Source organism: Hungatella sp. SB206 (assembly GCF_051132295.1).
In the GTDB taxonomy this organism is placed as follows: Bacteria; Bacillota; Clostridia; order Lachnospirales; family Lachnospiraceae; genus Hungatella; species Hungatella effluvii.
This window is the reverse complement of record NZ_CP096603.1, coordinates 1,556,325-1,583,061: the sequence shown is the minus strand read 5'-3', so window position 1 is coordinate 1,583,061 and position 26,737 is coordinate 1,556,325. Positions and strand designations below refer to the sequence as shown.

The 26,737-nt window shown below is 48.2% G+C and carries 20 protein-coding genes; 2 read left to right on the top strand and 18 right to left on the bottom strand.

Going from position 1 to position 26,737, the window contains the following annotated elements:
- From M1L66_RS06860 to rbsK, 15 genes are all read right to left on the bottom strand, one after another.
- Positions 1 to 903: a nucleoside phosphorylase gene (locus M1L66_RS06860; RefSeq protein WP_117634378.1), complete on the bottom strand. Its 903-nt coding sequence runs from the start codon at positions 901 to 903 to the stop codon at positions 1 to 3.
- Positions 893 to 1,861 (bottom strand): carbohydrate kinase family protein, encoded by a 969-nt coding sequence (locus M1L66_RS06855; RefSeq protein ID WP_434691708.1) that lies wholly within the window; start codon positions 1,859 to 1,861, stop codon positions 893 to 895. Before M1L66_RS06855 ends, M1L66_RS06860 begins: the two co-directional genes overlap by 11 nt.
- Positions 1,862 to 2,064: 203 nt before the next feature.
- Complete coding sequence (locus M1L66_RS06850; RefSeq protein ID WP_434691705.1) at positions 2,065 to 4,173, bottom strand: ADP-ribosylglycohydrolase family protein; 2,109 nt, start codon at positions 4,171 to 4,173, stop codon at positions 2,065 to 2,067.
- Positions 4,174 to 4,185: 12 nt separating this feature from the next.
- Positions 4,186 to 6,420: an ADP-ribosylglycohydrolase family protein gene (locus M1L66_RS06845; RefSeq protein WP_434691702.1), complete on the bottom strand. Its 2,235-nt coding sequence runs from the start codon at positions 6,418 to 6,420 to the stop codon at positions 4,186 to 4,188.
- 105 nt (positions 6,421 to 6,525) lie between these two features.
- Positions 6,526 to 7,368 carry a carbohydrate ABC transporter permease gene (locus tag M1L66_RS06840; RefSeq protein ID WP_434691699.1) on the bottom strand — a complete coding sequence of 281 codons (843 nt, stop codon included), beginning with the start codon at positions 7,366 to 7,368 and terminating at the stop codon, positions 6,526 to 6,528.
- Positions 7,369 to 7,377: 9 nt separating this feature from the next.
- Complete coding sequence (locus M1L66_RS06835) at positions 7,378 to 8,247, bottom strand: carbohydrate ABC transporter permease (protein WP_002601214.1); 870 nt, start codon at positions 8,245 to 8,247, stop codon at positions 7,378 to 7,380.
- A gap of 106 nt (positions 8,248 to 8,353) precedes the next feature.
- Entirely contained in the window at positions 8,354 to 9,790 is a 1,437-nt protein-coding gene (locus M1L66_RS06830; protein WP_434691696.1) for an ABC transporter substrate-binding protein, read from the bottom strand.
- Between the two features lie 472 nt (positions 9,791 to 10,262).
- Entirely contained in the window at positions 10,263 to 11,318 is a 1,056-nt protein-coding gene (locus M1L66_RS06825; protein ID WP_434691693.1) for a LacI family DNA-binding transcriptional regulator, read from the bottom strand.
- Positions 11,319 to 11,496: 178 nt separating this feature from the next.
- Positions 11,497 to 12,618: an ADP-ribosylglycohydrolase family protein gene (locus M1L66_RS06820; RefSeq protein WP_434691690.1), complete on the bottom strand. Its 1,122-nt coding sequence runs from the start codon at positions 12,616 to 12,618 to the stop codon at positions 11,497 to 11,499.
- Positions 12,619 to 12,631: 13 nt separating this feature from the next.
- A complete protein-coding gene (locus tag M1L66_RS06815; RefSeq protein ID WP_187022445.1) occupies positions 12,632 to 13,549 on the bottom strand; it encodes a carbohydrate kinase family protein in 918 nt (305 codons plus the stop codon).
- A gap of 33 nt (positions 13,550 to 13,582) precedes the next feature.
- Positions 13,583 to 15,721 (bottom strand): ADP-ribosylglycohydrolase family protein, encoded by a 2,139-nt coding sequence (locus M1L66_RS06810; protein WP_434691687.1) that lies wholly within the window; start codon positions 15,719 to 15,721, stop codon positions 13,583 to 13,585.
- 16 nt (positions 15,722 to 15,737) lie between these two features.
- Positions 15,738 to 16,574: a carbohydrate ABC transporter permease gene (locus M1L66_RS06805; protein ID WP_187022447.1), complete on the bottom strand. Its 837-nt coding sequence runs from the start codon at positions 16,572 to 16,574 to the stop codon at positions 15,738 to 15,740.
- Positions 16,567 to 17,448 (bottom strand): carbohydrate ABC transporter permease, encoded by an 882-nt coding sequence (locus M1L66_RS06800; protein WP_117621492.1) that lies wholly within the window; start codon positions 17,446 to 17,448, stop codon positions 16,567 to 16,569. Before M1L66_RS06800 ends, M1L66_RS06805 begins: the two co-directional genes overlap by 8 nt.
- 121 nt (positions 17,449 to 17,569) lie before the next feature.
- Positions 17,570 to 18,964, bottom strand: a complete 1,395-nt coding sequence (locus M1L66_RS06795) for an ABC transporter substrate-binding protein (RefSeq protein ID WP_434691682.1) — start codon at positions 18,962 to 18,964, stop codon at positions 17,570 to 17,572.
- Between the two features lie 32 nt (positions 18,965 to 18,996).
- On the bottom strand, positions 18,997 to 19,866 hold the full coding sequence (gene rbsK, locus M1L66_RS06790; RefSeq protein ID WP_434691679.1) for a ribokinase: 870 nt from the start codon (positions 19,864 to 19,866) through the stop codon (positions 18,997 to 18,999).
- Positions 19,867 to 20,133: 267 nt separating this feature from the next.
- Here rbsK and M1L66_RS06785 point away from each other — a divergent pair, with 267 nt between their 5' ends.
- Complete coding sequence (locus tag M1L66_RS06785; protein WP_117634400.1) at positions 20,134 to 22,026, top strand: PfkB family carbohydrate kinase; 1,893 nt, start codon at positions 20,134 to 20,136, stop codon at positions 22,024 to 22,026.
- An 87-nt stretch (positions 22,027 to 22,113) separates the two neighbouring features.
- Here M1L66_RS06785 and M1L66_RS06780 read toward each other — a convergent pair whose 3' ends face one another.
- Positions 22,114 to 23,568 carry a M81 family metallopeptidase gene (locus tag M1L66_RS06780; RefSeq protein ID WP_187022450.1) on the bottom strand — a complete coding sequence of 485 codons (1,455 nt, stop codon included), beginning with the start codon at positions 23,566 to 23,568 and terminating at the stop codon, positions 22,114 to 22,116.
- 71 nt (positions 23,569 to 23,639) lie between these two features.
- On the opposite strand from M1L66_RS06780, the gene M1L66_RS06775 reads away from it, so the two are divergent.
- A complete protein-coding gene (locus M1L66_RS06775) occupies positions 23,640 to 24,914 on the top strand; it encodes a PucR family transcriptional regulator (RefSeq protein ID WP_187022451.1) in 1,275 nt (424 codons plus the stop codon).
- A gap of 4 nt (positions 24,915 to 24,918) precedes the next feature.
- Here the strand turns inward: M1L66_RS06775 and M1L66_RS06770 are convergent, their stop codons facing one another.
- Both M1L66_RS06770 and M1L66_RS06765 read right to left on the bottom strand, forming a co-directional pair.
- A complete protein-coding gene (locus M1L66_RS06770) occupies positions 24,919 to 25,743 on the bottom strand; it encodes a carbohydrate ABC transporter permease (RefSeq protein ID WP_002601229.1) in 825 nt (274 codons plus the stop codon).
- Between the two features lie 2 nt (positions 25,744 to 25,745).
- Positions 25,746 to 26,669, bottom strand: coding sequence for a carbohydrate ABC transporter permease (locus tag M1L66_RS06765; RefSeq protein ID WP_002601230.1), 924 nt, complete (start codon positions 26,667 to 26,669; stop codon positions 25,746 to 25,748).
- Positions 26,670 to 26,737: the final 68 nt, after the last annotated feature.

Genomic DNA, 26,737 nt, shown 5'->3' with positions numbered 1-26,737 from the left:
TCACTGCTTCTCCTCTGCCTTTTTCTCGTTCTTTTCCTGATCTAACCTGTTTAAGACCGCACAGCCCTCCAGTGCGATATCAATCGCAAACTCATGGCCGCCGCCCGCTTCAAACTTCTCTCCGGTGCAAAGATTATCCGCAACGGAACAGATGGAACCGCCCCTGCGTCCAAACAGCGCGGACAGTGTCACGATCGCCGCAGATTCCCGGTCGCCGTTCAGCACGCCGGCCCGGTTGTAGATTCCGGCTATTTCAATATTCCACGGCTGTAAGTATCCGCCGACCCCCGGTCTGCCGCCGCCCACAAAATCGCTGTCCACGGACAGGGTCACTCCCACATGGTATGGCGCTCCCAGCGTTTTGGCGGCTTCCACCATGGCGCCTACCACCTCATAGTGGCTGACCGCCGGATAACCTGCCGGTATGTACGCTTTCGTCATGGCCTCTTCCCTGACCACACCGCTGGCGATCACCACATCTCCCGGCTTCACCTCATCGCCGATTCCGCCCGAACCGCCGACCCGCAGAAACGTTCCCGCGTCCGTATATTCCATAAAATCATATAGAATCAGTTCCATTTCCGGCGATCCGCTGCCGCCGCTGACCACGGTGATTTTCGCCCCTTTATACGTTCCCGTATAAGAGGTAAACATCCCGGAATTGCCGATCAGCTCCGCATTCTCCAGTCTGTCCGCAATCTTCTTCGCCGGGTCCACATCGTAGGCGCACAGGGGATCCCTCACCGTAATCAGGACAAAATCCCCCACCTTCTCGTGGTCAATCTGGGTAAGCGCCGGACGTCCTTTGATCATGAGCCCGCGCTCCGGCACATTTTTATAGTATTCATACTGCTCATGTATCCGTCTGATGGACGGTTTCTTTCTGATTTCCTCACTCTTCATTTGGGTTATTTCCTTTCATTGCTGCTAAAAGTCTCTCTGCGGCCTCCCGCTTCTCCATTCCAATCTCGTCCGGAACACCGTACTGTTCTAGGCACATGGCGGCCGATATACTTCCCATCAGGCCGCACTCCTCCGGGGTATGGCCGCTGCACCACCCGTAAAGCACCGCACCCGATGAACTGTTGCCGCCGCCTGTGGGATCCACCACATTTACGTGATCCACCGTGGGCACGTATACCACCTCTTCCGGCGTAATCATCACCGCCCCCTTAGAACCTCTGCGCAGAAAAATCAGCTTCAAATGATTCTGTCCGGCAAAAGGAGTGGGACCGCCCATCCAGCCCCTGAATTTCCCAATTATCTCGTCCAAAGACTCTGTACCAAATAAATTCCGGGCCTCTGTTAAATTAATCGAAAAGATATCTACATTTCCGGAGATCCGTCTCACCTCTTCCAGGCATTCCGGGCAGGTGGAATCGCTGGCAATCTCCCACATGACGGCGGCCGCCCGGGAGCGTGTCTGAAAACTGCTTTCCATCATGGGAAGAATCCCGTTCCAGAACTCCGGGGAGGTATTTTTAAAAATATAGATCCCCTTTGCCGTCTCAAAATATGGCTCCAGCTCTTTTGGCGTCACCTCGATCTTCCGGTAATGGTCCGCCCCGTACAGGGCCGTCTCACTCCGCTCTCCGTCCTCAAAATACTGGATTACGTTGTAAGGCGTCTTCTCGTCCTTTTGGATCAGTCCATCCATGGAAATATGATTCTTCTGATACCATTCTCCGAACATTTCCGCATAGTCTTTTCCCACGCCCGTCACAGGCATAACGCTGTCACACCAGAGCCGGATTCCGCACAGCGCATAGATCCCGGCTCCGCCCGCCTTCTTTTCCACTGTCTTTTTATCAGCAAATCTTATCTCATCCGTAACAACTGTCGATGCTATGATATAATCCATGTTCTGTCTCCTATTTGTAATGCAGCCGATTTCTTATGAAAAACAAAGAGTCCGGTTCGCCGGACTCGCGCGCCGGAGTGACCTCACTTCGTGCGGGGCCGCACTCCGTTGGGTCAGACCCCGCGGTCGCTTCAGCGGCCATATTTCCTAAGCGCGGAGTGCGCATCCCCCCGGAGGGTTATTGTTTCATAGGACGAACCATCCTATGAAACAATAAAGCTGTCACACGTCATAGTTCCTTTTGATATTGTAAATCCGGCTCCGCCGCCCGAGTAAGCGGCATCCGCCACCTCGATCAGCTTCTCCCCGTTCACTGAGAATTCCAGCTTCTCCTGATGGGCCGCAAAGGTAAGCGTATATCCCACATCCTCCTGATAGGAGTAGGGTACCTCCGCCAAAATCACCCGTTCCCGGTCCTTCTGTACATATACCACGGCGCGGCTGTAATCCATGAGCGCAGCTCCATAGTACCGCTTATGGCCCCTGCTCCTCACCACCAGGCCTCCGGCCTCATGAAGGCTGTAGAAGACTGTCGATGACACGGTATAATCTTCCCATTCCCTGCTGCCGATCGTCACCAGACCATCTGCTTCCACATTGGATACACAGTAGGTATGTTTGAAATCTGCCGCAAACTGAACCGCGGAGCTGGCAAAGCCGGCCAGCCAAAGCGGATTCGTATTCCAGATGGAGGTCATCAGCATGCCTCTCTGTGCGAAGTCCGTGGGCGCTCCCTTCCAGTCGATGCTGTAGATCACCGCATCACCGTCAAAACGTTTCCCGCTAGCAATCTCATAACCCAGTTTAAAGATGGACATGCCCTTCGTATCCGGTACGGTCCACTCAAATGTCTTTTTCGTTTCATCCAGCAGAACCGCATCTCCGTACATGACTCTGACCTGATTTTCAATATCGTAATAGAGAATATACGGACGCAGAGTCACTGCCTCCTGTGAACCGGTGCGGGGAGAACCAGCCAAGCCCGCCTCCGTCACCACCTTCTGAGAGGAGTAAAGCGTCGGAGACGCCACGGTAGAGAAATTCTGTGCCAGCTTTGAGAAATCGATAAATGTCTGTGTGGAAACGTCTGCGGTCACTCCGTCCGCCACGTGGCGGCAGCGGATCAGCAGGCCGTTCTCCTCCGATATTTCATTATAATTGGAAAGCTCAATGCACGCCTGACTGCCGTGGTCGTAGTCACATACTGCAAAGCCCTGAAGAGAACCGGGGTATTCGAAGGTGTACCGTTTGTCCGATACGGAAACCGATTCCCCGTGCAGTGCGGCCGCAGCCTGAAGCACTTTTTTGCTCTCTATCACCGCATCAGAGACAACAGACCCGCCATCCGAGGTAACGACATACATCAAATCGGCCACCGGCGTCCGGAAGTCCGCTCCCGCATTGATTCCATCAAGCCCCAGCCGGATTCCGTTGAACGCGCCCACATTGCCCGCGTTGCAGTCCGTATCCCAGGCAGCCGAGGAGGCGATGGAGATGGATTTCTGGAAATCGTCTCCGCCCAGCAGAATGGCCGCGATCACCATGGCGTGGTTGGGAATCATGTGACAGCAGCCCGGAAATACTTCATAGCCGTATTTCGGATCCAGGTAATCACGAACCTTTCTCCAGTCAGTTTCTCTGCCGCAGATATCCCGGACATCACCGATCATATCCTTTAAAACCTGATTCTGCACATAGGCCCCCGCCCGGTCCAGAAGCACATTCACGTCTTTTTCCGTAAACGCCATCGCTTCCAGCGCCGCTAAATGGCAGGCTGCTTCGACTGCAATGCCGTCATGGCTGACGCTGGCCGCTTTTCTCACCAGACTTACCGCCAGATCCGGATCATCAGGGCAGGCCATGGCGATCGCATCGATGAAAATCTGTGCTCCGATCTGCTCCGCCAGCGTGGTTCCATTGGTCCTGACCGCTCCGCTCTCCGGCGCATCCATGCCGTTCTTCAGATTCAAATAAGCCGTGTGCTCGGTTGACCGTCCCAGGCCGCCCCACCATAAAATCGTCCGGTTCTCGATGATATAGTTCAGCCACGTGTCCCCAAACGCCTTAGCCGGCAGTTCCCTGTCATATCCATTGTCCTCCAAAGCCCTGAAAAATGCGAACGTTCCGGATATGTCGTCATCCGCCACAATTAATGGAACTCCCACCTTCTCATGAACATAGTATTTCACCTCATCAAAGGTTTCCCTGATCTTATCGTAACTCCAGCCTTCCACAGGGCGGCCTAAATAGACACCGATAATCTTCCCCAGCACGCCCGCATAAATCTGTTCTCTATATTTTAATACACTCACGCTTTTTTCCTCTCAATCCTTCTTATTCCTGCGGGAGCAGATGCGTTTGACCTCAAAGCCATCCGCCAGGATCGCTCCGGAATCCACTACAAAGCCCGCTCCGCCGCACAGGTAACTCTCATCCTGTCCGCTCACCGCTGTTTTCCCATCCACTGCCAGAGACAGCCGCGGGCCATCCAGAGTAAAGGCAAGCTCCCGGGTATCGTCAATTTCAAAATCAAAGGCAGCTTCCGCCACTACGGTGCGTTTTGCATCGCACTGCTTGTAGATCACAGCCTTTTTATCCTTCAGCACTGCCCCGTAATACCTTCTGTGTCCCTTTGCCCTGGCCACAAGCCCGGCCGCATCCTGCTGGGAAAATGTAATCACCGATTTCACAGAATAGTTATCCCAGTCCATGGTACCCGTCGTCACAACACCGTTAGGCGCCGCATGGGAGATGGAAAATGTCGTTGTATAATCCGGGCAGAAATGATCCGCAGATGAGACAAATGTCTTCAGCCATGATGTGGTCGTCGTCCACGGAGTCAGGGTCGGCGTCATTTCCATGGATCTTCCCATGCGGTAGCACTCCGGCGCCCCCGACCAGTCGAGAGATTTGATAATCACGGAACCATCCAGACGGGAACCGCCTGCCGCGCCGCTCATCCCTTCCATCGGACTTCCAGGCCGTTCTCCGCGCGCACCGCTTCTTAAGGACATCCCCAGCCGGTAGATGGCGTGGCCGCCCACATCGGGAATCCGCCATTTTATCTGATTATCTCCGTCGTTAAGCTGGAAGGCGCTGCTGGATAAGGTCTCCAGCTCATCTTTCTCATTAAAATACTCGATGAAAAAGGTAAAGGCAGGACTTACCGCTTCCGCCGCTATAACGGCCTTCACTTCCTGGCCGCTGTACAGAGAAGGGGAACAGAGCACGTCAAAGTAGCTGGTCCCTTCCTTTCCCTTCGGCTGAAGGTCTATAAAAGTATCGATACAGGCGGTCGCATGCACCCCAGGCCCTAAGCCGCGGTAAGAAAGGCGGCATCCATACTCTTTTGTCTCCTCATTACCATTCTGCGGATCGCAGTGCCGGGGACTTTCCACCAGATTATCGATTTCGCACAGTACCTGTTCTTCCGTATTCTTATCGTAAGGAACAATCCCCTGAACGGCGCCCGGATATTCGAAGGCCAGACGCTCCTCCGGGAAATCAACCGGCTCATATTCCAGACGGCAGGCCGCCTTTAAGATTTTCCTGGTCTCCTGCACCGCATCTGAAATGCAGGAACCTCCGTCGCTGGTAACCACATACAACCGGTCCGCCACAGCCTTTCTCAAATCCGTGCTCGTGCGAAAACCATCGAGGCCCAGCCGGATTCCATTCAGACAGCCGACATTGCCGGAATTACAGTCCGTATCCCAGCCGGAACTGCAGGCGATCATACTCGCTTTGTTAAACTCATCGCCGCCCATGATAAATGCCATCAAAAGAGTCAAATGGTTTGTCACCATCGGACAGTTACCGGGATACTTCTCATATCCGTGGTGATCTGCGATCCACTGTCTCACTTCCCTCCAGTCAGACGCCTTGGCACACTGTTCCCTGACCGCTCCGACCAGTCGGATAAATTCAGGATTTTCTATGTAGGCAAGCCCCGCATCCAGCAGCCTGTCGATATCCTTCTCCACAAAGGCCAGCGACTCCATAACAGCCAGATAAACCGCTGCGTCGATGGCGATTCCGTCGTGGCTGACGCCGGCCGCTTCCCTGGCCATCTTAGCCGCCCGCTCCGGATTGCCCGGATTTGCCATGGCCCATGTGTCGATAAAAATCTCCGAGCCGATCTGTTCCGCCATGCTCCGACCGTTTAACTCGATGGAACCGCTCTTAGGAGCCCTGATTCCATTTTTAAGGCGCAGATACGCGGTGTGCTCCGTGCTTCTCGAGAGGCCGCCCCACCAGAGGATGGTCTCATTCTCAATAATATAATTTAACCAGCTGTCTCCGATCTGCTCCGACCGGATATCCGGATCAAACTTGTTGTCCTCCAGACTCCTAAAGAACGCGAAGGTTCCCGAGATATCGTCGTCCGGAACGATGAGCGGCGCGCCCGTCCTGTGATTTTTATAGTAGTTGATCTCACCGAAGGTGTCCCGGATGGCCTCATAGGTCCAGCCCTCTACCGGACGCCCCAGGTAAACGCCGATGATCTTTCCCAATACACCGGCGTAGATGTCATTTTTGAAACGAGCTATGTTTTTCATTTTGAATTCCTCCATTTATATCTGAGAGTGCCCTTAATTTTCTCTCTGTCTTTCTGCCCGCATGGCAGTATTAGTGCCTCCCGGTGTATTAACGCCGGGTAGCACCTAGCCTTTCACAGCTCCGCTCACCATGCCGTCTACAAAGTATCTCTGAGCGCAAAGGAAGAAGACGACGATCGGCGCGATCAGGATTACCGAGGATGCCATCAGAATCGACATGTTGGATCCGTAGCTTCCGTTCATAGACAGAAATCCTAAAGTAGCGGTAAAGTTCTTTTCCCCCTGTAAGAAGGTACTGGATACAAGATATTCATTCCAGGACTGAAGGCCGATCAGAATTCCAACCGTGATTAACCCCGGCGAAACCACCGGACGCATCACATGCCAGATCACCTGTCCTGTGTTGGCCCCGTCAATTCTGGCCGCGTCCTCCAGTTCCTTCGGCACATTTAAGAAAAATGTTCTCATCAGAAATACCGACAGCGGCATAAACATAGCCGACAGAATCAGACTGGTTGCCGGAATATTTCCAATCAGGTTAAGCTTTGCAAAAGCATAATACAGCGGGAATAAGAACAGCTGAATCGGAACAGTCATCGCCATCATAAAGTAGGTGAGTATGATGCCGCTCCCCTTGATCCGGTAACCCGACAGCACGTAGCCCGCCAGAGTGGAGCAGACCAGAATGATGAGAATCGTACAGCCGCTCAGCTTGATACTGTTGATAAACCCACGGGCAAATTTACCTGTCTTCCACGCCTGGATAAAATTCTCCAGATGGAGCACTTTGGGAATCGACAATGGATTCCTTACGATTTCAGCATTTGTCTTAAATGCGTTGATGACCACCAGCGCAATCGGAAGCAGGCAGATAAGCAAAAGCAGAATCAGTACAAAATGAATCAGCACATTGATCCATATTCTTTTCTTTTTCGAAGAAACTCCCATATTCTCCTCCTAATCCATGTTTTCTTTGCGGCTCATTCGCGTATAAATCAGAGAAGCAATCAACCCAAAAAAACTCATAAAGAGACCAACCGCGGCCGCCTTGCCTACCTTCATCTCACTGAATGCAAAGGAGTAGGCGTATGTACCAAGTACCTCTGTCGAATGTGCCGGACCTCCGCCGGTCAGCAGCTTAACGTAATCAAATGCAAGGAAGGAACCAATGACTATCATGACAAACATCAGATTTACCGTGGACTTAATATTCGGCAGATAAATGTAGCGGAATAACTGCCAGCCATTACAGCCGTCAATCCTGGCCGCCTCCACCTGATCGGTCGGTGTCTGTCGTAATGCCGCCAGATAAATAACGGTCAAATAACTCCAGTAATGCCAGATATCTACGCCTGCACAGGCAAATATCGCACTTTTCATGCTGGCAAGAGGCGATCCTAAGTCGATTCCAAAATTCTTTAAAAATGAAACAACACCAACAACCGGGCTGAAAATCACATTCAGCCACAGCATGGCATTTACCGCCGGAGCCAGAACGTAAGGAATTAAAAAGGCCACCTGATAGATACTTCTCGTCTTCGATCTCGATAAGAGAAGCATCGCGGCCAGCATACCGATACACACCGGAATTGTGATGAACATAATGGTCCAGATTAAGTTGTTGCGGATTGCCAAAAAGAAAATCCTGTCGTGAAACAATTCTTTAAAATTCTGCAGCCCTATAAAATTAAAATTCTGCGAAATACCGTTATAATCCGTAAAGGAATAGACGATGGTCATGATTCCCGGGAGCAGGATAACGGACACGCTGATAAGCAGCGCCGGAGCAATCAAAAGATAATTCCAGTTTATCTTTTTACTCTTCATTGGAAACCTCCTCTTCATTGGAGAAAAATGACCGGTATGCTGTTTTCTTCCTGCATACCGGCCATCTCCCTTCTTCCCTTTTTAAGTTGCCTGTGCTGTACTGATATCAGTTCATTGCCGGTTCCGGAATTGGAGGTACAAGGCCCTTAGCCAGTGCTTCCGCAAAATCCTTGTCTACCTTATCCAAATATTCGGATACCGGTACCGTATCGTACCAGACATCCTCAATGTTCACCATACTCTGCTGTGTGGAAGCCGGGAAAAATACATTGTCATAATATCCAAAGTTTCCTTTATCCACGGCAGCTGAAATATTTTTTACAACGTCAACAAAGGACTGTGATAAATATCCCATTTTGCTGGTGTCAATGGTGGTTAAATCTTTCAGCGGAGTTCCCCAGTATCCCGGCCATGCGGTTGTCATCTCCTGCATGAATTCCGGCTGGAACATCATATCAATAATCTTAGCCGCCTCGTCCTTATGCTCCTGGCTTACATTGGCATTAATGGACAGGGTACAGGAAGCGCCCAGAGTATACGTTTCATTGGGAACCGTCTCTGTGGAAGGGAATGGGATAAACGCAATATTTTCTGTCTTATCTCCGGTAAAGAAAGACGCTGCCCACTGGAATGCGATTGACGGCCCAATAAAGAACGGAGCTTTTTCATCAGATAAAAGCTGCAGCGATTCACTGAAATTTAAGTTTACATAATCATCACCTGCAAGATATCCTTTATCCCACCATTCCTTTGACTTTTCGATCGCTGCGGTGACATTCGGATTGTTCCATTTTTCTTCTCCGGTCAGACATTTGTACATGGTCTCCGGTCCTGCTACATGAGTTAAAAATACGGAAGCATAGTTTTCATTCACTGGTTTCCAGCCCTTGTTTCCCGTAACAGATGCATACAATCCCTTTGCGAGGGCATCATCCATGATCTTCTCCATGTCTTCGATCGTCTTCGGAACTTCCCAGCCGTTATCAGCCAGTACCTTCTTATTATAAAAGACTCCCATCGTGCTGACACCGCTGATTAAACTGTACAGTTTTCCGTTCACGGTTCCAGATTCATAGAACGGCTTCAGGATCCGCTCACTCCACCCGTACTGTTCGGAATAGGTATCCAGCGGCTCCAGTTTTCCTGCCTCTACAAGCGGCATAACGAAAGATGGACCGGAACCATATACGATATCGGGTCCCTGATTTGCTGCCAGTGCAGTTGACATATCCGTATCAACCGATGGTCTGAATTCGATAGCCAGCTTATACTTATCCTGAGAGCTGTTATACTTATCTGCCAGGATTCGCTGCATCGCTTCCTGTGCGTATGGCTCTGCGCCCCAGAACCACAAAGTGATCTCTTCACGCCCCTTTAAATCCTGGCTTGCTGTTGTCGTCTCAGCCGCCGCCGTCTCACCCGCTGCTGCCGTAGTTCCTGCCGCATCGCTCTCCGGCGTGCTGGTTGTGGATATGCTGCACCCTGACAAAAGAGTTCCAACCATGGCAACTGATAAAGCTGCTGCAAAAATTCTTTTTTTCATTTACTTTTCTCTCCTTTTTCACTGAAATTTTCACGGTACCTTTGAGCACTTGATAAATTTGTGATAAATATTTCTGTAATTTCATTATATCATTTTATCTACTTTTGTCAATACGAAAAATGAATTCAGAATTTTCATTTTCCCTCTGTATTTTAATGGTGATTTATTCTTATTTATCAGTTATTTTAATATATTTTTTGTACATATAATCCAAATTTACGCAGATAAACAGGAGTTAAACTGATTCTTTTATTTTTTCCTGTTTTATTTATTCAAATTCGCCGTTGACAAAACACAAAAAAATAAAGACAGGAAACGAATCAATACTCTTCGTTTCCTGCCTTTGCAATATGTGGTATTTAACTTTTATTTAACTTTTATTTAGCTTTTATTTATCCGTTATTTATCTATCAATCGACTTTTCCTTGCTGCTTATTGCGAATTACGGCGTTTCATCTTTTTTCACTGTGTCTTACCGCATTTCACTGCGCTTTGCTGAGCACTGATTCATCTCTCCCACCGAATCACGCTCCACCACAAACGGCGTAAAATAATAGTTTCTGGCCGGTTCCGATTCATCGGCGGCCGGCTCCTCGATTCTTCGCAGCAATACTTCAACCGCCTTGGAGGCCATCGTATCGGTATTCTGGTCCACACTCGTCAGCGGCACGTCCATAAGGCCGCACAGCTCCGTATTGTCATAGCCGATCACCGATAAATCACCGGGTATGGAAAGGTGATGCTCCTTTGCAAAGAGATACACGCCATAGGCCATCAGATCATTGCCTGCAACCACCGCGGTAACGCCTTTTTCCCACAGGATCTCCATCCCCCCCCGTCCTGACTCTATATCATAATTTCCGTAATAGACAAGATCTTTATCAAATGGAATCTTCGCCGCGGCCAGTGCTTCGCGGTATCCCTCCACACGCTTTCTGGAGGTGTAAACATTCACCTCGCCTACGAGGCACCCGATTCCGGTATGGCCGTGCTTAATCAAATATTCCGTGGCAATCCGCCCGCCATGTTTGTTGTCCGCCGTCACAAAGTCACAGAACACCGCATACGCCGCCCGATCCAGCAGCACCATGGGAACTCCGCTCTTCTGCAGCGATTTTAGCAGCTTCACATTTTCTTTATCCATCGTTCTGGGCGGTATGATAATGATCCCATCCACGTTCTTGGCCATCAGCCCTTCCACCGCCATATAGAAGCACTGGATATCGTCATTAGTATAACACTGAAAGACTGTGTATTCCTGGTAAAACGCATGTCTTGACGTTTCCTCCGCCAGCCTGTGATAAAAAGAACTCATCACGTCCGGCACCACCATGCCGAGCGTCTTCACCTTCTTAAACTCCGAAAAATCTATTTCCGATTCCTTCTGAAACTGCATTTCTCTGGCGACCCGAAGGATATGCTCCTTCGTGTCCTCCGCAATTCTGGAAGGGCGGTTATTTAAAACCAGTGACACCGTGGTGGGCGATACCCCTGCCGCTTTTGCAATGTCTTTTACTTTTACTTTCAATGTTATCCCTCCCAATGGTTAGTTGATAAATATATTTATCAATAATATATAATATTTATCAGATGACGTCAACTGTTTTCTTCTTTTCTCATGATTCTTTACATGCAAAATGAAAATATCCGGTAAATCCCTGCAGCAGGAGATTTACCGGATACCAAAACAGTACGTCAGACTCTGCTTACATACCGCTCTCTGCCATACATTTTTCTTCTCTGTGGCGCACAAGCCGGGCTTCCATCAGCTTATCGGCAAGATCATCGAAGGATATGTTATTTATTTCCTCAATTCTTTGCACCACCTCCCGTGTAATACCCTCTCCCTCATTAAAAGCGCCGCATATCCCGCAAGCAATAGCTGCAATCGTATCTGTATCTCCTCCTGCCCGTACCACATATTCCGCACATTTCTGCAGATCAGCTTTTGCCAGACAGACAAAAGAAATAGCAGCCGTTACGCTCTCCTCTACAGGAAGTCCGGTTCCGATAATATCTGCAATAAAAGCTATAACCTCATCCTCCGTATGTTTTTTCATATACTCTTGGCAGAGTTCCAGTCTGGCGCTGACAGAGGGGGCTCCAATCTGATTTCCTAATACGCGGCCTCTCTCAGCCGCCTTTCGGGCAAAGCCAAGCATCTCCTCAAGCTTTTTGTCAGCAGACTGTCCCCCTTTTTCCGTCTTTTCGCATTCCCGTGTGCTCCTGATATTTGCCGCATAACAAACTGCAGCAGCCACTGCACAGGCTCCGCTGATGGCAGGTGATGTATTGTGGGTCGGCAGGCAGAGCCTCCTGACATCTTCTATTAAGTCGTCCAGATCTTTCATCTCATGAAGCAGTCCAATCGGAAGAATCTTCATCGCCGCTCCATTAGTAGTCCCTGTCACCCCAGTTTCTTCCATCGGAACACCAGCGGCATTTTTCTCCATCGCCTTAGCCGTACTCGGTCCGATTACTGTATTACTCTTTGAGGATGTCTCCGCCCATGCTTTCAATAACTCCATGAATTTTCCAGGATCCACTTGTCCCCCACTGCCGCTCAGCATATCTATAACAAGAATCGTATTTATTGTATCATCTGTTACTTCACAGGCTTTAAGCCCCTTGGATATAAAATTATTATCATCCCCCGGCAAATGTTCCCGAATTCTTCCGTACTCTGCAGCAATTTTTTCCCGGCTCCACATCTCCACTGGCATCCCAAACGAATCGCCAAAGGCTATTCCAACGAGGGCGCCACGAATTCGTTTCCACAGTTCTTCCTTCGCTTCCACAGCCTTCACCTCCGCTAAAAAGTGTGTCATCCTTTACGCTCTGTCACAGATATTGACCTACCATCTCCAGATCAGGTGAAAATCTTGCTCCAAGGCCGCTGCACGTATGTGCAGCACAAGCTGTGGCAAAACCCATGGAGGACAGCAGATCTTTCCCTTTGATGCAGTAAGAATAGATGAAGCCTCCCATGTAGGAATCGCCCGCTCCCGTAGTATCAATCACATTCACCTTTTTACATGGGACTTCATACTTCGTTCCATCCCGGTCATAAGCGGCCGAACCGCCGCTGCCCAGAGTAAAGAGCAGAACTGCATCTGTATAATTTCTTAAATATCCGCAACACTCATCCAGGTTTTCAGTTCCTGTCAGATCAAAGAGCCCCTGCCTGCATGGAGCAAAGACATCGACTTCCCTGATACAGGCAAGAAGCTCTTCTTTTGATACTCCCAGACCATTCATCGTTGCCAAGCCTACCTGCATGTTGAACACCGTTTCAATTCCTCGATTTCTGGCAGCAGTAACTGCCTTCATTGCCGTTTTTCCGGGGCAGAGATCTGTATAGAATACCTTCGCTTTCTCTACATAAAGCTTTTTCATATCATCAAATTCCAGTTTTTCAAAGGTATCTCCCATGTTTAGCATAATGAATTTGTCACCATTCTGATCAATAACAATATCTGTGTGAAGTGTCACCCCCTTCTCAAACACCTCCATGCACGAAGTGTCTACGCCTTCTTCTTTCAGATTATTCAGGATATCAAGCCCATACCGATCCTTCGACAAGGCTGCAATATAACCGCATTCCGCCCCTAGCCTTGCCAGTTGCACAATCACATTGCTTCCACTCCCTCCTGGCTGATATGAAGTATTTTCAACCATGCAGAAGCCATCTTTTTGCGGGAGCATATCCACCTGCATAAGAACGTCCATCGCAATCGTTCCAAGTCCGCAAACCTCCATAGAAAACCGTCCTTTCCGTCAATCAATGCCTCCCTATTTCACTCGAATTCCGCTGCAGCTCATATGACTTCCTTCCAATACAGCCAGGCCGATCCCGCCGTGTAAATACGCTTCCCCATCGTCTGCCCAGGTGATTGTCTCTCCATCGATCCCGGCAGTAATCACATTCCCGGCAACATTAACGGTAATCTTATACTCTTTGCCGTACTCCCAGTCAAACAGCTTAGATGCCATCGCCTTATATCCATTTAAATTTTTAAACACGGTTAATCTGCCTGCCGCATCGAACCCTACACCGTACGACCTCATTGCCCCCTGGCTTCTGACAATCACCATATGGTGAGTCCCAGTCATCGGTGTTATAGTAAATTCGGCCGTATAATCAGTCCAATCATACCTTCCAGTACTGATCTCGCCAAAATCACCGCATGCAATGTGGACTTGTCCATTTGCGAGATACGTATTGCCTTTCAGTTTTGTAAACTGGCTGATCTCTCTGTGCACCGTGCCAGGCCAGTATTCTTCTTCCTCCTTTGTGAAATCCACCCTGTAATCCGCAGCGCCGTCAGCATAGAGATCATCAACAAATCCAACAAAATCAAAATGTTCCATATGCTTACCTTCAATATGAAAGCACATACCCATCTCGCCAATTAATGCATCCATATTTCCCGGAATCTCGAACGTCAGTTCTTTCCACTGTCCTTTTACCAGTTCTTTAATCTCTCCCTCATATACTTTTCCTGTATGAATGTCTCTCACATACAGGCCCGCTCTCGCCTTAGGCCCGTATTCCGGAATGCATACACTTCCATGAAGAATCTGGCCTGGATAAACAAGCGGTGAGAAGCAGGGATCATAGCGGCTGTCCGAAAAGTCTTCCGGCCTGTAATAAGTCTGCTTATAAACGTAGACGTTTTCTCCAGGTTCCATAGTTCTGGCCAGGAACTTCAAGGAACGTTCCCCTGTATATGCCGTCTCATTCGTATTCATAATAGAAAGTTCTCTGTTTTCAGAGGCCTTTCTGTCGTTCGTTTCGATTCTCAGTCTCATTGCATGGGTGGAACCAGGATACTCAAAGTGGCAGCTGTCAATCCTCGATTTTGTGATTGTCTTCCACAGTTCTGGAAGCTCTGTACCCTCCAGTTCACTGGCCAGCTTCACAATGTAGGACGCCCCATAAGGGATATCCATAATATTTAACGAGCCCACTACACCGGAGCAAATGAGCAGATCATTGATCGGTTTTCTCCATTTATCATAAGAAATGCCTTCCAACCCGCAGATTACTCCCATAATCGTCGCTACATTTCCCACGTTGCAGTCTGTGTCCCAACCGCAAAGATTACAGATCTCCAGCGTACGGTCAAATTCACCATTTCCATACAGGAGAGCCAGAATCATCACCGCAACATTGGGAATAATATGGCAGTTTCCAGGATATTTGTCATAACCATAATTATCATGTATAAAATGATAACACGCTCTCCAGTCATCCGGATGGCCCGCATGATACTTCATAACAATTCGTACCACGTTTGCATACTCGCAATTCTCCGGAATATAGCTCAAACCTTTTTCTATGATTTTAACAATATCTTTTTCGTCGAACGCACAGCTAATACAGGCAGCTACAAAGATACCGCCATACACGCCGTTACCACCATGGGTTACGCTGGCAGCTTCCCTTGCCATCACAGCGGCTTTATCAGGATTTCCCGGATTTACCAGTCCCCATGTATCAATAAAAATCTGACCGCCAATCTGTTCCGCCATCGTGCTTCCATTCTGTTCGATACTCCCGCTTCTCGGCGCAGGAATGCCATTTCTCAAGTTTAAGTACGCAGTGTGCTCCGTTGATATACCAAACCCGCCCCACCAGAAAAATCCATGTTCAAAGGGGGCATAATTCAGCAGGGCTTCCGCCACATCCTGAGATTTCACATGATATCCTTTTTTGCTGTCTTCCACCGAGCGCAGGAAAAACAAAGGACCATTGCTGTCGTCATCTGCCGCAAAATTAATATAATCCGCCGGATAATGTTCCAGCCTCTCGCCAAAGATATTTTTAATCTTATCATAAGTCCAGCCTTCAACAGGCGCTCCGAACCGAATGCCGATTATCTTTGCCAGCCATCCCGCGTATATCTTTTCTATATATTCCGTCTTCATATAGTCTCCCTTTCCACTACCCTTTCACGCTTCCGCTCGTCATACCTTCAATAAATTTACGGCTGAACAGCAGATACAGTATAATAACAGGTGCAATCGTAATAACACTAGCCGTATAAATCTTCGCCATATCGCTGCCATACTCACCAGTAAATTTGACAAACCGGGTAGCCACCGGTTTGATAATCTCCGTAGTAACAAACGTATTTGACCAGAGGTACTCGTTCCACACATTCACAAACACAAGAATAGCTACAGTTAAAAACATCGGTTTTGCAATAGGCAGTGTAATTTTCATAAAGCTGTCCAGTTCATTGCAGCCATCGATCTTCGCTGCCTCCTCCAGCTCTCTGGGAATTCCCGCCAGAAACGTCTTTAAAAGCAGCATATTAAACGGTATCTGCATCGCAATGTATACCAGCATCAGCCCTACTCTGGTATCGATCAGATGAAGTTTGTTAAAGATAAAGTAATCCGGTACGATATAGAGGAATCCAGGCAGAGAGATTGCCACGAAGAAATAAGCATTAAAAAATCCTCTTCCCTTGTATTCCAGCTTGCTGATAGAATAAGCCCCCAAACCGGCCACTGCCAAAACCACGACAATTACCACTGCCGCTATCAGTAAGCTGTTAATATATGCCTGTCCGTAACCGCCGATCTTCCATGTCTCAGGGTAATTGTTAAACACCCACTGTTTCGGCAGCCCTAATGGCATCGTCTTTACCTCCCGATCCGATCGGAAGGAGTTTATGAATACCTGAAGCAGGGGCACAAGCGCAAACAGCAGCATCCCAAATAAAAATACATATTTAACGATATACCAGATACTGATTTTCTTTTTCTTACCCATTCTCAATCCCTCCCTTCTCGCTGATCACCTTCTGCACAAAATACAGTATGATGCAGATACCACACTGAATTACGCAGAGTGCATTGGCATAACCTGCCCGGTACTTTGTAAATGCATTCTTATAAATATACGTCGACATAATCTCTGTCGCATTGGCCGGACCGCCGTTCGTCATAATGTAAACGTAATCGAATGTCAGGAAGGACCACATGATCGTCATAATGAGAACAAAAGCAATTGTAGGTCTGATTCCCGGAATAGACACGTGTAAAAGCTCCTGAAACCGGTTTGCTCCATCCACTCTGGCAGCTTCATAAAGTTCGGAATCAACCTGCTGAAGTGCTCCCAAAAATAACACCATGATAAATCCCCACCAATGCCAGTTGTCAACAAACGCAACCGAATACAGGGCGATCTTGGGATTTCCAAGCCAAAGTGTTTTCGCCAGCCCATCCCAGCCAAGCTTTGCAAATACCTGATTAAACCCATAATACGGGTTCATATAGGCAGTCCAGATTTTACCTGCAACCGCCGCCGATATGACATAAGGGATAAAAAATGTTGTACGAAAAATCATCTGTCCCCGGTTTAATTGGCTTACAATAATTGCTACAACAAACCCGAGAATGAGCGGTACTGTAATAAATACCAGCAGCCATTCAATGTTATGTAAGATTGCCTGTTTCACCATAGGATCCGCTGCAATCTCTTTAAAATTATCCAGGCCTATGAATTTAGCAGCTCCCAAACCGTTCCATTCATACAGTGACATAACCAGTGTGCTTAACGACGGCAGGGTAACAAGCGCAAGATGGATCGCAAAGGCCGGAAGTATAAAAAGATATGGTGTCAAATGTATTTTCTTGTTTTTCACGTATTCACCTTCCTGATAAAACACGGATGAGTGTGCGTTTCATGGGAATTCCCTTAATATTGAAACATCACTCATCCGTGTCCGATTTATTTATGATTCAGCTTTCTGCAAATCTTTTTAATTATTCAGGAAGCACCGGAGCTGTGCCACTTGCCAGCGCAGCATCGAGATATTCCTGAGATTTATTCATAAAGTCATCCACGCTGAGTACCCCTAAGAACATAGAATCCACATTTTCATTCATATAGACTCTCATGTCAGACGGATAGAATGTCCAAGAGCAGAAACCAATCTGGTTGTTCGTTTGTGCATCCATAAGCAGCTGGTACTGGTCAAACATCTTTGGGTCCATACCCTCAAGTTTGGATATGTCGAAATCCTTTAAAGGATATGGCTGATATCCTGCTTCATTAATCGATGCATAGTGACGGTCCATACTTGTAAATAAGAAATTTAATACTTCCGCTGCCAGATCCGGATTTTTAGAGTTAGCATTAATGGAATACCCACCACCTGTCGCAAACGGCAGGATGCTTCCGATCTCCGGATCTTTCGGCATCATCTCAGAATCCCAGTTACAGTCTGGATATGTAGTATTCAACTGGTTTGAAGCCCATGTTCCGTTTATCATCATTGCTGCTCTGCCTTCTGCAAAGAAAGCCATCATGTCTTCGTTCGTAATAGACTGGGAAGCGTTGTCTCCGAGCCAGCCTTCTGTCCACCAGTCAACCATGGTCTGAATTGATGCAGTCAGCTTCGGGTCTGTAAATTTGCCTTCTCCGGTCAAGGCCTTGCGAAGAACATCCGGTCCGGCGTAACAGCTGGTAAATGTTGAATACAGCCAGTCAACCGCGCCCTGATAATTGGAGTTTCCAAACGACAGTGGTATAATCCCTTTGCCCTTCATTTCTTTCATCAGGGTGATCAACTCATCTTTTGTTTCCGGCTTTTTCCAGCCATTCTCTTCCATGACATCCATATTGTAATAAATCACCATACCTTCAAAGCTTGTCGGCAGTGAAAACAGTTTTTCATTATAGAAACAGCTGTCATAGGCCCAGTCATAAAACATATCCTGCCAGCCATATTTTGCCGCATAATCATCTAGTGCCAGAACACGGTCCGCTTTCGCGAATTCAGCGACATCGGTTGGGCCATCCAGATCCAGAATATCAGGGCCGCCACCGCCGGCAACCTCCACCTGGAGGCTTTGACGGTCATTATACATCTTGATCTCAATATCCACATCCGGAAATGCTTCCTGCAGTGGACCATCTATATATTTCTCTCTTACCGCCACCTGCGCCGCATCAGCCAAATACGTGGAAATAACCAGTTTCTCTCTTTTTCCCTCCCCCTTTGCTGCTTCAGTTTTCTCTGCTGCTGTTGTTTCTCCTGCCGCCTGTTTTTCTGTTGTCGGCGTCTCAGACGCTTTTCCGCCTGAGCAGGCAGTCAGTGACAGCAGGCTACACGCCGTCAAAGTTAATGCCAGTATCCTCTTTGTTTTCTTCATCATCTTCTTCTCCCTTCTCTTTCTTAAAATATATTTCACATAATCACCGCCACTTCTTCTCGTATTGGAAGTGATTCCTGCGCCCCTTTCCGGGTTACTGCAATTGAAGAAGCTATATTGGCAAATAGTATTGCCTCTGCCTCGCTCTGCCCCTCCGCCAGCGCTGCAACCATAGCTCCATTAAAGCAGTCTCCAGCAGCCGTTGTATCCACTGACACCACTTTTCTTGCCGGATAAAATGTCTCGCCATACCGGTTAACCAGCAAAGCACCTCTGTCTCCCAGAGTTGCAATTACATTGCTCACTCCGCGGCCAAGCAGTTTTTCAGCCCCCTCCCTGATATCGTCTTTTCTTTTACCATTCAATGCGATAATTTCCGTCTCATTGGGGGTAAGGTAATCCACCAGCGAAAGGATTTCTTCTGGTATTTCGTCCGGTGCCGGCGCTGGATTTAAGATCACCGTCTTTCCCAGCTCTTTTGCCCGTTTCACCGAATACCAGACCGCTTCATAAGGAATTTCCATCTGAAGCACCACATAATCGCACCATTGAAATTGTTCATCCTGTTCTTTTAGATACTCAATATCACAAGCCATATTTGCGCCCGGAATTACAACAATACTATTGTCACCGTTATCATCTACATAAATTACCGCAGTTCCTGTCGGCAGTGCCCGGCTTTCTTTTATGTAATCAGTCTCTACACCGGACTCAGACAGGCTCTTTACCAGCTTCTGTCCGAATTCATCCTGTCCAACACACCCCAGCATCCGGACTCTCCCGCCCAGCTTTCCAGCTGCGCACGCCTGGTTCGCCCCCTTTCCTCCAGCTTTATAAGCGATTCCTCTTCCCAAAATCGTTTCGCCGGTCACAGGCATCTTAGCCAGGTCAATGGACAGGTCCATGTTCAGACTTCCTATTACCAATATGCCCTTCTTCATCATTACCTCCGTTTGATATTATGTATAGGAAAATGTTTTCTTAAATAATTTTCATAGTTATATATTATCATATTTTTCTAGCTTGTCAATATGTTTTATCATTAATATCAACAAAAATGTTTTTAGAAATCGTTTTTTTATATATTATCTACAATATGTTTTTTTATTTTAATTGACAAAGATTCCCATCTATACCATAATAGACTTAACATATATATAGGGAGAATCCATATGACCATTAAAGAGATCGCTCAACTTGCAGGCGTTTCCATTTCTACCGTCTCAAAAATTGTTAACGGCAAAGATGCCAATATTAATACAGAAACAAGAAACCGTGTTCTTAAAATAGTAAAGGAATACAATTACACCCCCTATGGCACTGTAAAGAATACTTCAGATGCCAGAACTTTTATTTTGGGAGTGCTTTTAAAATCCGCTGTTAAAACAAATCGTTTTATAAACGGGGCCGTATCCACCGCCCAGAATAATGGTTACAGTGTACTGCTCTACGACAGCAAAGACAGTCCTGAAAGTGAATTAAAAAATATAACTTCACTTTGCAAAAATAATGTTGATGGCGTAATCTGGGAACCGGTATGCAATAAAAGCCTGGAATACGAACGTTACTTTGCAGAGAACAATATTGAGGTCTGCCGCATCAGCGCTCCAGCCGAGCCTTCCTCTTTTTTTATTGATTTTTCTGCCATGGGCTATGCGGCTACAGAATTTTTGCTGCAATACGGGCATACAAAAATAGCCTGTCTGACCAAACACAGCAGTGTGCGGTCTGCTATGGTTTTTGAGGGATTCAAAAAATGCCTTTTTGACCATAGTATTCCATATAGTGACTCAATGAGGCTTTCTGTCGAAACGGATGACTGGTGCGACGGTATTCTGTCACACACTCCCACAGGAATTGTCAGTACTCATTATGCCTCCTCCCTGATTCTGATGGATCATTTATCGAGGCGCCAATTTCACGTACCACAGGATCTATCACTTGTCAGTCTGCGTGACGATGCAAGGGAAAATATAGCATTCCCCTGCATTTCCAGTATCAAGATTCCATACTACGAATTTGGAGCATTTGTCTGTAAACGTCTGATTGAAAAATGTGAAAAAAAAGAAGGGGGATCCGATAGTTTCCAGGCCGAATATGTTTTAGAGAATACAAAAAGCCTGGACCTTCCTTTCTCATCTCATGCCCGAAAGATTATCGTGGTTGGCAGTATCAATATCGACATTACGCTGAATGTGGATGAACTGCCCCAGCCGGGGCGCACCGTAGGTACCAGTAAACACTCGGTCATCCCCGGTGGTAAGGGTGCCAATCAGGCGGTTGGTGTCGCAAGGCTTGGCAGTGAAGCCGTACTGATCGGGAAGGTGGGAAGTGACTACGATTCGATCCTCGTCTACACCTGTATGGAAGAAAACCACGTAGATATTCAGGGCTTAAAACGGGTTCCCAATGAGGAGACAGGAAAAGCCTATATTCATGTACAAAACGACGGCGAAAGTATGATTACGCTTTTATCTGGCGCCAATAAAAAACTGTGTCCCGATGATATCACTCCATATGAGAAAGTATTTGAGACAGCCGGATATTGTCTGCTTCAGACAGAAGTTCCGGAAGAGGCTGTGGAGGCAGCTGCCAGGATATCAAAAAAATACGGCGTACTCAACATCCTGAAACCGGCTGCAATGAACCGGATCAGTCCCTCACTCATGGCGTTGATCGATATCTTTGTACCCAACCGAAAAGAAGCCGAGCTTCTTTGTCCCGAAATTTCTGATATAGAGGAGAAAGCAGAGGAATTTATCCGGAGAGGAGCAAAAACGGTTATCATTACACTGGGACATTCCGGGTGCTTTGTCAAAAGCCGCGATTTTACCGGCTATATTCCTGCAGCTCCCTTTACCCCTGTGGATACCACCGGTGCGGCAGATGCCTTTATCGCAGCTCTGGCTGTCTATCTCTCTGCAGGCCACTCCATAGAAAAGGCCGCAAAAATAGCGACCTATGCCGCCGGATTCTGTGTACTGAGACAGGGAGTCATCCCTTCACTAATTGATAAAAATTCATTGGAGACTTATATCAAGCGAGTAGAATCGGACATTCTATAGGATATTTATTCCGAAAAACACAAAACAGGAACGGACAAGGGGCATATCATATTTACCGCCTGTCCGTTCCTGTTATATTTTCTCCGGTCAATCGTCTGCTGCTTCATACGTCTCCGCAATCCGCCTCTCATCCCCCACGATATCAAGCGGCTCCATCGGCCTGCGCACATTCCTATACGCCGCCATAGTAAGATCCTGGGCGCAGTTTCCCGGTGTCAGAGCCATGATATACGCTTTCAGCACCTCGTAGAATTCCGGCGTCAAATACCCCTGTTTTACCACGGTAATCCGGTAATCATATGCGCTCAGTCCGTACGAATTCAGCACGGCCTCCGAGGTGATCGGACCGCGTTCGGCCAGTATCAGCACAGTCACCGCATCTGTTTTCACGACTGCAGCCGTCGCTTTTCCTCCCTGCCGGAATACCTCCACCAGCTCGGCGTCCGTAAGCACCGTTCTCACGCTTCCCACTGGGTCGATCGTGCCGCCCAGGCTTATATCAAACCGGTCCCCCTTCTTCTTTGCGGCGCAGAACGCCACAGCGGGGCCGTCAATAAAATGGGCGACAAGAACGCCTTTAATCCCCTGTTTCAGGATCATATCCAGCATATATGCGTTATCACCCGCCGCGCCTGCCGTCACATTATCCGCCGAATCCGAGAGAAAGGCCGGATAATGGCCGCACCGGTCCAGCGTGAGAAGCGCCTTAAGCGGCTCCATGGCCGTACCCTGGAACTTGAATTCCGCCCTCCGCTCCCAGATTTTCCTGCCCAGTTCCACAGCGGCCTTCACTCCCGGGCGCTTATCCCCCACTCCCGAGATCACAATGGACGAGCCGCCCTGCGCGCAGTCCACCCATGGCATTCCGGCGAAATACGAGGAGCACCAGACGCCCGGAACGCGCTCTAAATCCGCCACCATGGAGATCACCTCTTTTCCGAATCCGGATTCCGTCATCATGTTTTCTCCCGGCATCATGAAGGGCAGACGGACTAACTCCGTCCAGGGCTCTTTTCCTTCCTCGATCGCCTTTATCAGAAGCTTTGCGGCCCGTATGCTGGTCTCTTCAATGTCGATGTGAGGCGCGGTCCGGTATCCGTAGATGATATTCGACAGCCTTGCGAGAGTATAGGTGTTATTGGCATGAAGATCCAGCGCCAGGGCGATCGGAACCCTGGGGCCCACCCGTTCCCGCAGCATGCTGATCAGAAATGCGTCCCCGCTCCCGATAAACTCCACCTCCAGCGCCCCATGGGACGGGAAAAGGATGCCGCTCAGCGAACCATCCAGCGGAAGCCGCTCCAGGATCTCCCCCACCATCCTGCGATAGTCCTCCAGCTTTAAAATCCCCCCCGGCCAGGCACTTGCGCAAAGCCCGGGAATCACCTCATAACCGGCGTCCTCCAGTTCTTTGACGCCAGGCGTCTGAGACGTCAGTTCCTCCCCCTTCAAATACGTCAAAAAATCTTTTTGCTCTGACATGAGCGGAGAAAAGGAGTTGCTCTCCTGATAAATACCTGCCACGAATATTTTCTTTTTCATCTTACTATTATTCCTTTGCAATTTGTTTCATTTCGTTTATAATTAAATATACTTTTACAGGGAGGGAAATCATGGGAAACGATAAAGCTTACAACAAACCTGTCTATAACGAACTGATCCGGGTTTCCAACTTATATTATTCCAACTGCAGCCTGTCTGACCTTCTGGACTATCTCGCAGGTGTCTCGGGATTTACGTTCATTCTGACCGACGCCGGCTTTCATCCGGCAGCCGCCAGACTGGCCTTTTCGAGTCACAGGAACACCTTCGCCGCGTCTGATCACGCGTTCGGAGAGATTCCTCCCCCGCAGATTTCCCTGCTGTCCCCTGCCTGCGAACCGGAATCCGATACGGCCGAATTTTCTATTTCCGGAGAAACGGTTGTATGTAAGGCGCTTCCGCTTCCCAACTACAGCTATTACCTCTGCATCGATAAAAAGATCGAACTGACTGACAGCCGCTTTCTGGCCATTGTGGAGAACGCGCTTCCTTTTCTTGCCCTGACATTGGACAAGGAAACTGCATTTACCGCCGCCGGTTTTTCCAATAATTTTTATGCGCCGTTTCTCCAGGTTCTCCACAGCAGCAGCTCCAAAACTCCGGATGAGATCAGGAACATCTGTAATATTTACAATTTCAATCCGGACTTAAAACGGGTCTGCATGACGCTGCAGCTTCAGGACTCAGAGGATAACGAGGACGAGCTTCGTGAGCTCATCTCCAGACTCCGCAATTACCTCACTGCAGACAAGTATTTCCTGGTCTATAACCACAATTTCGCCAGCGTCTTTCTCCTCTATCCGTACAAGGACCAGGATCTGGATATCATCACAAAAAGCTATGTGCTGGCCAACAATCTGTACAAGGAGCTGGAATCCCGCTTTTCTCTGAGAATCGGGATCAGCAGCGCGCACTTCGGTGTGGAGACCATCGCCCTCTCCTTTGAAGAGAGCTTCAAATCCATCAAGGTTCAGAAGCAGCTGAACTTATCAAACAGTGCCTCCTCCTATTTTGAGCAGAGCATTTACCACATTCTCAACATCCCGGAGCTAAAGGACTTCCGGAAGCTGAGCCGTGATATTATTTCGCCTCTCATCGAGTACGACGCCAACAACGATACTAACTTTTTTGAGACGCTTCAGCAGTATTTTCACAATTCCTTTAACATCCAGAAGACTGCCAGGGCCCTGTATATTCACCGGAACACCTTGACCTACCGGCTCCAGCATATCAAGGAGCTGCTGAAATTCGATTTTGATTTTGAACACAACACAGATGCGCTCTTCACCCTGTATTTATGCATCTGTGTCTATCAGCTTGGATATCATAAGGATTTTACCTCGTAGACTTCTAGCCTTTCACGCCGGAGCTCATGCTTCCTTCTACGAAGTAGTTCTGTAAAAAGAAGAACAGGATTATCATAGGCAGGATCGCTATGGCGGAAGCCGCCATCAGGAGCGCCCAGTCCACTCCGTATGTATTGGTAAACTGGCTGAGTCCCAGGGAGATCGTCCATTTCGTGGATTTCGTCAAATAGATCAGCGGACCCATGAAATCGGTCCAGGACCAGACGAATGAGAAGAGCGCGACAGTGACGATGGCCGGTTTCTCCAGCGGCAGCGCGATCCTTGCGTAGACCCACAGTTCACTGGCGCCGTCGATTCTGGCCGCCTCCATGAACTCGTCCGGCAGATTCCGGTAAAACTGGCGCATCAGGAAGATAAAGTAGGCCGTACCCAGGAAATCCGGCAAAACCAGCGGAATATACGTATTGATCCAGCCCAGTTTCGAAAACAGGCTGTATAAAGGAATCATGGTGACGGTGAAGGGAAGCATCATGGTGGCAACCACGAGCATAAACACCTTATCCCGTCCGGGCCATTTTAACTTTCCAAAGGCATAGCCGATCATGGGGGCCGACAGAACATTTCCCAGAACCGCCAGAGAAGTGGTTTTCATCGTATTCAGGATATATTTCAGATACGGAATCGCCTCGAAGGCCTCCCTGTAATTGCTGAATTTTGCCGGCTTCGGAATCCATTTGGGCGGATACGAGAAGATCTGGTCGGAACTTTTTAAGGATGTGCTGATCAGCCAGATAAATGGCACCAGGAAAAATAAGCCCGCCAGACAGAGAGGAATATACTTCAGCGCCGATTTGATACGTCTTTTCATTCTCATTCACCTCCGTAATAGACCCATTTTTTCGATCCCTTGAACAGGAAAAAGGTAATAATGATCATTACTACCAGCATAATGGTCGCCAGCGCGCTGGAATATCCGAATTTCAAATACTTAAAGCCTTCGTTGTAAATGTCCACCGCATAGAATAAAAGCGAATTTTTCACACCGCCCAGCGTACCGTTTCCCTTGGGAGCCGAGGCTGCCACGATATAGGACTGTGTAAAGGTGTTAAAGCCCATGATAATGCCGTTTACGACCTGGAAGAAGGTCACATTTGAGAGCATCGGCCACGTTATGTAGCGGAACTTCGAGATCGGGCCGCCGCCGTCTAAGTCGATGGCCTCGTAATAATCTCTGGGAATATCACCGATGCCTGCGAGGTACACGATAATGGTATTTCCAATTCCCCACAGAGTCATCAGGATAATGGCCGGTTTAGACCACTCCGCCGAAGACAGCCACAACGGCTGCGGCAGATGAAAGAACTTCAGGACCGCATTTACCAGACCGTACTGAGGGTTGAGCATCCACATCCAGACAAGGGAGCTGGCCACCGGCGGCACAAGAGTCGGAAGATAAAAAAGGGTGCGGAAGATTCCTCGCCCTTTTACGTTCATATTAAGTAAAACCGCCGAAAATACCGACAGCGCGATCTGCAGGGTCACTCCAATCACCACAAAATAGAGGGAATTATAGACCGCCTTGTAAAATAAATCGTCATGGAATATTTTCTTATAATTTAACAGGCCGACAAACTTCGGAGCCTTCATCAGGTTGTATTCCGTGAAACTGTAATAGACCGTTGAGACAATCGGATAAATATGGAACAGGATCAACCCAATCACCCATGGCAGCAAAAATACCATGGCCAGACGGATCTGAGGTGCCTGCGAATTGTATTTTTTCTTTTTCTTCATCTGTTTTCACCTCTGATAGAAAACAGGGCCGCTTTTCCACGGACAGCAGCCCTGTACTTCTTATTAAA